This window comes from Bradyrhizobium sp. MI1.4, from assembly GCF_055811315.1.
This window is the reverse complement of record NZ_JBVVPP010000056.1, coordinates 45,215-51,850: the sequence shown is the minus strand read 5'-3', so window position 1 is coordinate 51,850 and position 6,636 is coordinate 45,215. Positions and strand designations below refer to the sequence as shown.

The following is a 6,636-nucleotide window of genomic DNA, read 5'->3' as shown; positions in this document are numbered from 1 at the left end:
CCCCCCCCCCCCCCCCCCCCCCCCCCCCCCCCCCCCCCCCCCCCCCCCCCCCCCCCCCCCCCCCCCCCCCCCACACCTCTTATTAAGGCGACGGCCTGCGGCGTCGAACACCGCTGTCGTCCCGGCGTAGCCGGGACCCATAACCACCGAGTTGAATTCGGCAACGACAGCCAACTCCGATCTGGCGTACAGCTTCTGCTGCGGAGTATGGGTCCCGGCCTGCGCCGGGACGACACCGAGGGTTTAGCCGCTAGCAAGCGCCTCCCTTATTTCGTCAGCAGCGCATAGGCCCCGGTCCAACCTTCCGGCGGTGGATTGACCTGGAATTCCTTGATGCGCACTTCATAGAGCTTGAACAGCTTTTCCAGCGTGTCGGCATCCTCGCTCCTGCGGCCGCGGTCGATCGCGTCCAGCGCGCCCTGCCAGTCGCGGCTGCGATAGCAGGCGAGCATTTCGATGGTGACGTTGCGCAGCCGCTGGAAGGCGCCTGAAAGCATCACATCCTCGCGGCCGGCGATGGCATAGATCACCTCCGGCTCGGTCTTGCCCTTGACCATGATGAAGTCGAGTTCGAGGATCGCGAACTTGTCCTTGGCCGCGAGCGCGGTGCGCGAGCCAACGATAATGGGAAAGCCGTATTCCTTCGACTGGCCTTCCAGGCGCGAGGCCAGGTTGACGCTGTCGCCGAGCACCGAATAGTTCTTCTTCAGGTCGGAGCCCATGTTGCCGACGACGCCGATGCCGGTGTTGAGACCGATACCGACATTGAGCGGGATGTAGACGTGACCGCCATCAATGGCCTCCTGCTCGCGGTCCTTGTTGACCGCGTCGATCTTCTCCAACATCTGGATCGCGGCCTCACAGGCGTTGACCTCGTGCTCGGCATCGTCGAGCGGCGCATTCCAGAACGCCATGATGGCGTCGCCCATATATTTGTCGATATAGCCCTTCTGATCGATGATCACGTCGGTCAGCGGAGTCAGGAAGCGGTTCATCAGCGCGATCAGGCCCTGCGGATCGTGCTTGTAGGTTTCCGATATGGTGGTGAAGCCGCGCACGTCGGAGAACATGATCGTCATTTCGCGCTCCTCGCCGCCGAGGACGAGTTTTTCCGGTGACTGCGCGAGTTGCTCGACCAGCACCGGCGACATGTATTGCGCGAACATGCCGCGGATCTGCACGCGCTGGCGCTGCTCGCGCACGAAGCTGGCGAAGATTAGCGTCAGATAGATCGCGGTGGTCGAGAGCAGCGGATAAGTGAAGTCGATGAGATAGCGGTGCTGCGCATAGAAGAACCAGGACACTCCGATCAGGATAGCGGCGAAGGTCGCGCCGGCAAGCACGAGGCGAACTGGTCCGAGGTTCGGCGTGAAGATGATGACGAGCAAGCCGATGACGAGCGCGGCGAGCAGCTCGACGCCGAGCGCATAGTTCGGCTGGGAGATCACCGCGCCGCTCAGCACGCTCTCCAGCACCTGGGCGTGGATCTCGACGCCGGGCATGGTCGAGGACACCGGCGTGGTCTTGATGTCGTTGAGCCCAACCGCCGAGGTGCCGATCAGCACCAGCTTGCCGGCGATCTTGTTAGGCGGCACCGTATTGTCGAGCACGTCGGCGGCCGAGACGTAGATCGAGGGATCCTGGCGAGCGTAATGCACCCAGAGCTGACCGTTCCTGTCGGTTGGGATCTCCACGCCCTTGAGACGCACGGCCCGCACGCCGGTCTTGTCGGTCCGAACCAGCAAGGTCGGCGTGCCCGTGACGACACGCAAAATCTCGAGGCTGAGCGAGGGCATGACCATGCCTTGGGCGCGCATGATCATTGGCACGCGCCGGATCAGGCCGTCGCGCTCGGTCTTGATCGAGAACAGGCCGCGGCCGGCCGCGACCTTCTCGATCTCGGGCACGTTGCGCAACAGCCCGGGAAATTCGAACAGGAAGCGCTCAGCGCCCTCCTCGCCGACCGTTGCGACGCCAGTGAAGGGCAGCGACTTGTCGACCTCGGACGAAATCGCCCGCTGCCCGGTCTCGCCCAGGATCACGCGCGAGCGCTTGATCGCTTCGGAGAGGATCTGGTCGTTGCTCGGCAGCTCGCGCAGCTTGGCGCGGGTGGCGTCGTCCAGGTAGCGCATCTGGCTCGCGACCAGATCCGGGTTGAGCCGGTCGGCCTCCGAGAACACGACGTCGAAGCCGATCGCCACCGCGCCGTGATTGGTGAGGTTCTGGATCATGTCGGCGATCCGCGTCCGCGGCCACGGCCACTGGCCGAGCTTGGCGAGGCTCTTGTCGTCGATGTCGACGATGGTGACCGGCCGCGCCGTCTTGTGGCGCGGATCGATCAATTGAAACATGTCGAAGGTGCGCAGCCGCAGTTCCTGGATCGGAGGCGGATCCCAGAGCCGAGCGCCGGCAAATACGACCAGCAGCGCAAGGCACATCAGCCGCGCAAACCCGAACTTGCGCGCAAACCACCGCCGCAGGATCTTGAGACGTTTCATGGTGGCTGGATATCACGCTTTGGCGGTGAACGGCAGCGTGGATCGGGCCTGCCGACGATCGCGGCCCATCATGCAGCAATCAGGCATGGACGATGAAGTCGCTCGCCTGGAGGTGGGCGACACCCTTCAGAAGGATGGTGTCCGAAGCGTTGATCGTGATCAGGGTGTCAGCGGAGTTGGTCGGCGAAGCCGCCACGTGCTGCGCCATCCATGCCCCAAAATCGCTGGCGGTCACGACTGCCGACAAGTCGATATGGTCCTGACCGGGCGTGAAATTGGTGATCGTATCGTTGTTGGAACTGGCGGCGAACACGAACTGGTCCTGATGGCCTGTCCCGATGAAGTCATCTTGCCCGGCCGTGCCAAAGAGCAGGCTAACCGTATTGCTTGCGTTGTGACTGTCGGCCACGGTGAGCGTGACCGTCTGTATGGCCGCACCTTCACTTGCATCAGTGTAGGTCACGGTCTGCAGCGCGGAATTGATATGCGCCAAGGTATCTGACGTCGACGCCGGACTCAAATTGCTACCCGAGCCGGAGGCAACGAGCGTGAAGGTTTCATTGGCAGCCGCATCGGAGTCGGTGGCCGAGATACCGTGCACAGTGACTTGAGCGCCGTCATGCGTGAGGCTGATCTGGTTGACGTCCATTACCGGCGCATCGTTCGCGCCGTCCACGTCCACCGTGAGTATCGCAGTGCCGGTCGCGCCATGCGCGTCCGTCGTCTGGACCGTAAACGTATCCGCGAAGGGCCCTTCTTGCAACGCGTTGATCGCAGCCGCTTCGGGAACGTAGGTGTAGCTGCCGTCAGAGTGGACCGTCAGCGCGCCGTAGTGTCCTGGAGCCGTCCCGCAACTATCCGCATTCTGGACAGAATAGGTCAGCGTCACCGTCTCGTCGGCATCGGCGTCGGTGCCCGCGAGATTTCCGGTGAGATTGGAGAAGGTGTCGGTCGCCGCCGTGTCCGTAAGCTTGCCGAGGTTGAGAGCGGACAGCGTTGGCACGTCGTTGGCGCCCGCCAGGTCCACCGTGTATATCGCCGTGGAGGCGGCGCCATGTGCATCCGTGACCTGGACCGTGAAACTGTCGGAATAGTGCAAGCAGCCCGGCAGCGCGTTAATCGAAGCCGCATCGGGAACGTAGGTGTAGGTGCCGTTCGTGTTGAGCGCCAGCGCGCCATAGTGACCCGTGACCTCTCCGACTGCCTGGTGATCTGCGTTCAGCAAGGTGTAGGTCAGCGTATCGCCGGAGTCGGCATCGGTCCCGACCACCTGTCCGGTGAGGTCAGAGAAATTATCCGCTGCGCACGTATCGGTGAGCTGCCCGATGCTACCATCGGTCAACACCGGAGCGTCGTTGGCGCCTGTTACGGCAGCCGTGAATGATGCCGTGCCGACAGCACCTTGCGCGTCCGTGGTCTGAATCGTGAAGACGTCCGAACAAGGGCCTTCCGAAAGCGCGTTGATCGAAGCCGCATCGGGAACGTAGGTGTAGGTGCCGTTCGCGTTGACCGTCAGCGAGCCGTACAGGCCAGCCGTCGTCCCATGACTATCCGCGTTCAGAACGGCATAGGTCAGCCCCGCCGTCTCGCCATGGTCGGCGTCGGTTCCGACCAGCGTTCCCGTGACGTCCGAGAAGCTGTCGGCGGCGGAGGTATCGACGAGCGGATCCGTAGTGACCGCGGCCAAGGTCGGCGCGTCGTTCTTGCCTGTGATCGTGACCGTGACGTCGGTTGTGGCGGTCTCGCCGTAATCGTCCGTGCTCGTGATGGTAGAAACCACCTTCGCGGTCTGGTCCTTGGCGAGGAAGTCCAGCGCGCCGTCGGCGATCGAATAGCTCCAGGTGACGATGCCATTGTTCAGCCCGGCCTGCGGCAGAAGCGTCAGCCCGCTCTTGAGCGCCGCGATCTCGTCAAGCGAGAGCGACGAGGTGAGGTTAGTGCTGTGATCGGCGCCAAGCGAGGTCACGTCCTGGCCGGTGATCTGTGCCGACGGCAGGTCGGTCAGGTCGATGTCGGTGAAGTCAATCGCGCCGGTCGCAGGCGTTGAGGTATCGGAGGTGGCGAAGTCGCCGGTGGCGTCCGCCTGCTCGGAGACGCCCCCCGCCAGCACGCCGCCGGCGGTGAAGGCCGGGGCGTGGTCATCGGTCATCGTGATCAGCGTGTGGCCAGTGCCGTCGTCGCTCCCGGCGAAATGGGCATTGCTGTAGTCGGCGCCGGCCAGGTTCAGGCTGATGTGATTGCCGTCCGCATCGGTCACCGTCAGCACGCCGCCGGTCGCGGGATTGGAGTTTGCAACATAGACCGCGCTGGTGCCGAGCCCGTATTTGATCGTCGACAGGTCGATCGTGTCGTTCGCGGACAGCTCCGCGATCGATCCGCCGAACGTATCCGTATCGATCTCAACCGCGGCGCCGTCGCCCGCGAGGTTGATCGTCTGCGCGACCGTGCCTTCGAGCTTCAGCAGCGCACCGGCATCGACGGTGACCGAGCCCGTGCCGGTCAGCAAGCCGAACAGCGACAGCTCGCCATCATGGACCTCGATGCTGCCGGTATTGCTGATGGTGCCCGAGATCGACGCCGTGCCCCAGCTGTCGATGTGGCTGTGATTGACGAGTCCAGGCCCACCCAGGGAGATCGAGGCGCCGTTGAGGAGATCGATGACACCGTCATTGACGATCGACGACGCATTGCCGAAGACGCTCGTGCCGGCGACCGTCCAGGTGCCGCCGGACTCGTTATTGAAGGTCGCGCTGGCGACCGAGATATTGCCGTTGATGTGGCCGGTGTTGTTGATCGTGAGGCTGCCACCGATCTCGATGATCGCATCGGTCGCGGAGGTCACGCTCGAAGCGGCGGGCGGCCCGATGGTGCCGGAATTGTTGATCACCGAACCGGTCGTATCCTGCTGGATGTGGATCGCCGCATTGCCACCGGCGCCCACGATGGAGCCGGAATTGACGATGTGGATCGAACCGGTCGCGCCCGAAAACTCCAGCGTCGCGCCAACATCGACGATTACCTTGCCTGAACCGGCGATGCCGCCCGCAAGGTCGAGAATGCCGCTCTGGACCTCGATGATGCCGGTGTTGGTGACGCTGCCCGTGACCGTATCGACGCCGGCGCTGTAGAGATTGCCGGCATTGCTCAGGCTGCCGCCGTTGATCGAAACGTCGGTCAGATAGAGCTTCGAGGTGCCGTCGACCGTGATCGACCCAGCACTGCTGTTGCTAACGGTGAGATTTGCCAGCTTCAGCGTGCCGTGGTTGACCGCCTCAAGAGCCGCGGTGTTGGAGATATCCTCACCGGAGACGTCGAGCACGCCGCCCTTCGCCTGAATGAGATTGTGATTGGTGATGGCGTGAAGCGTGGCGGGATCAATCGTCAGCGTACCGCTGGTGACCGTGATCGTGCCGGTGTTGGTAATGTCGGCATTGTCGATGGCGCTGGTGCCGGTCGATTCCAGCGTACCGGCAATCGTCACCGTGCCGCCGTCGATGGTCGCGCCCTGAAGATCGAGTGTCGAGCCGGACTCGACCGAGACACTACCGCTGCCGGTGTCGGTCACCGTCATCCCGATCAGCTTCAGTGTCCCATGATTGATCGCCGCCAGCGTGCCGGTGTTTGCGATGGCTTCGCCGTTGATGTCGAGCTCGGCGCCATTGGCCCTGAGGATGCCGCCATTCGCGATCGAGCTTGCGGAGGTCGTCGCCAGCAGCGTCAACGCGCCCAGGGTTGCCTCGATCAGATAGTTGTTCGAGATGTTGGCGTCGGTAATCGCAGTTGTGCCGGTCGAATTCAGCGTGCCCGAAACGGTGAGCGCGCCGCCTGTCAGGCTCGCACCGTTCAATGTCAGCTTGCTGCCTGCATCGACCTTGACCGTGCCATGATTGGCGATTGCGGTGCCCGCAACTATCACGTCATCCAGCGTCAGGATGACGCCGCTCTCGACCGTCACGGCAGTGGTGCTCAGCGTCGCCGATTGATCGATCTTGCTGGCGCCGGTGACATCGATCGTGCCGAGACCGTTGATCGTACCACCGCTGATCGTCGCGCCGTTAACTGTCAGCTTGCCGTTGGCATCGACCGTGACGTTACCGGCATTCGCAACCGTCGAGCCCTGGTCGATCGTCAGCGCACC

Annotated in this window: 2 protein-coding genes; both read right to left on the bottom strand. The window is 63.4% G+C overall.

From position 1 onward, the window contains the following. Positions 1 to 266: 266 nt before the first annotated feature. Positions 267 to 2,498 (bottom strand): CHASE2 domain-containing protein, encoded by a 2,232-nt coding sequence (locus tag AC0L23_RS34150; protein WP_018457599.1) that lies wholly within the window; start codon positions 2,496 to 2,498, stop codon positions 267 to 269. Positions 2,499 to 2,577: 79 nt separating this feature from the next. Beyond that, a partial coding sequence (locus AC0L23_RS34145; RefSeq protein ID WP_473357987.1) for a beta strand repeat-containing protein occupies positions 2,578 to 6,636 on the bottom strand: 4,059 nt, incomplete at its 5' end.

Bases quoted from the DNA above. Each gene is read 5' to 3' on its own strand.
- AC0L23_RS34150 (WP_018457599.1), bottom strand. From the start codon at position 2,498: ATGAAACGTCTCAAGATCCTGCGGCGGTGGTTTGCGCGCAAGTTCGGG.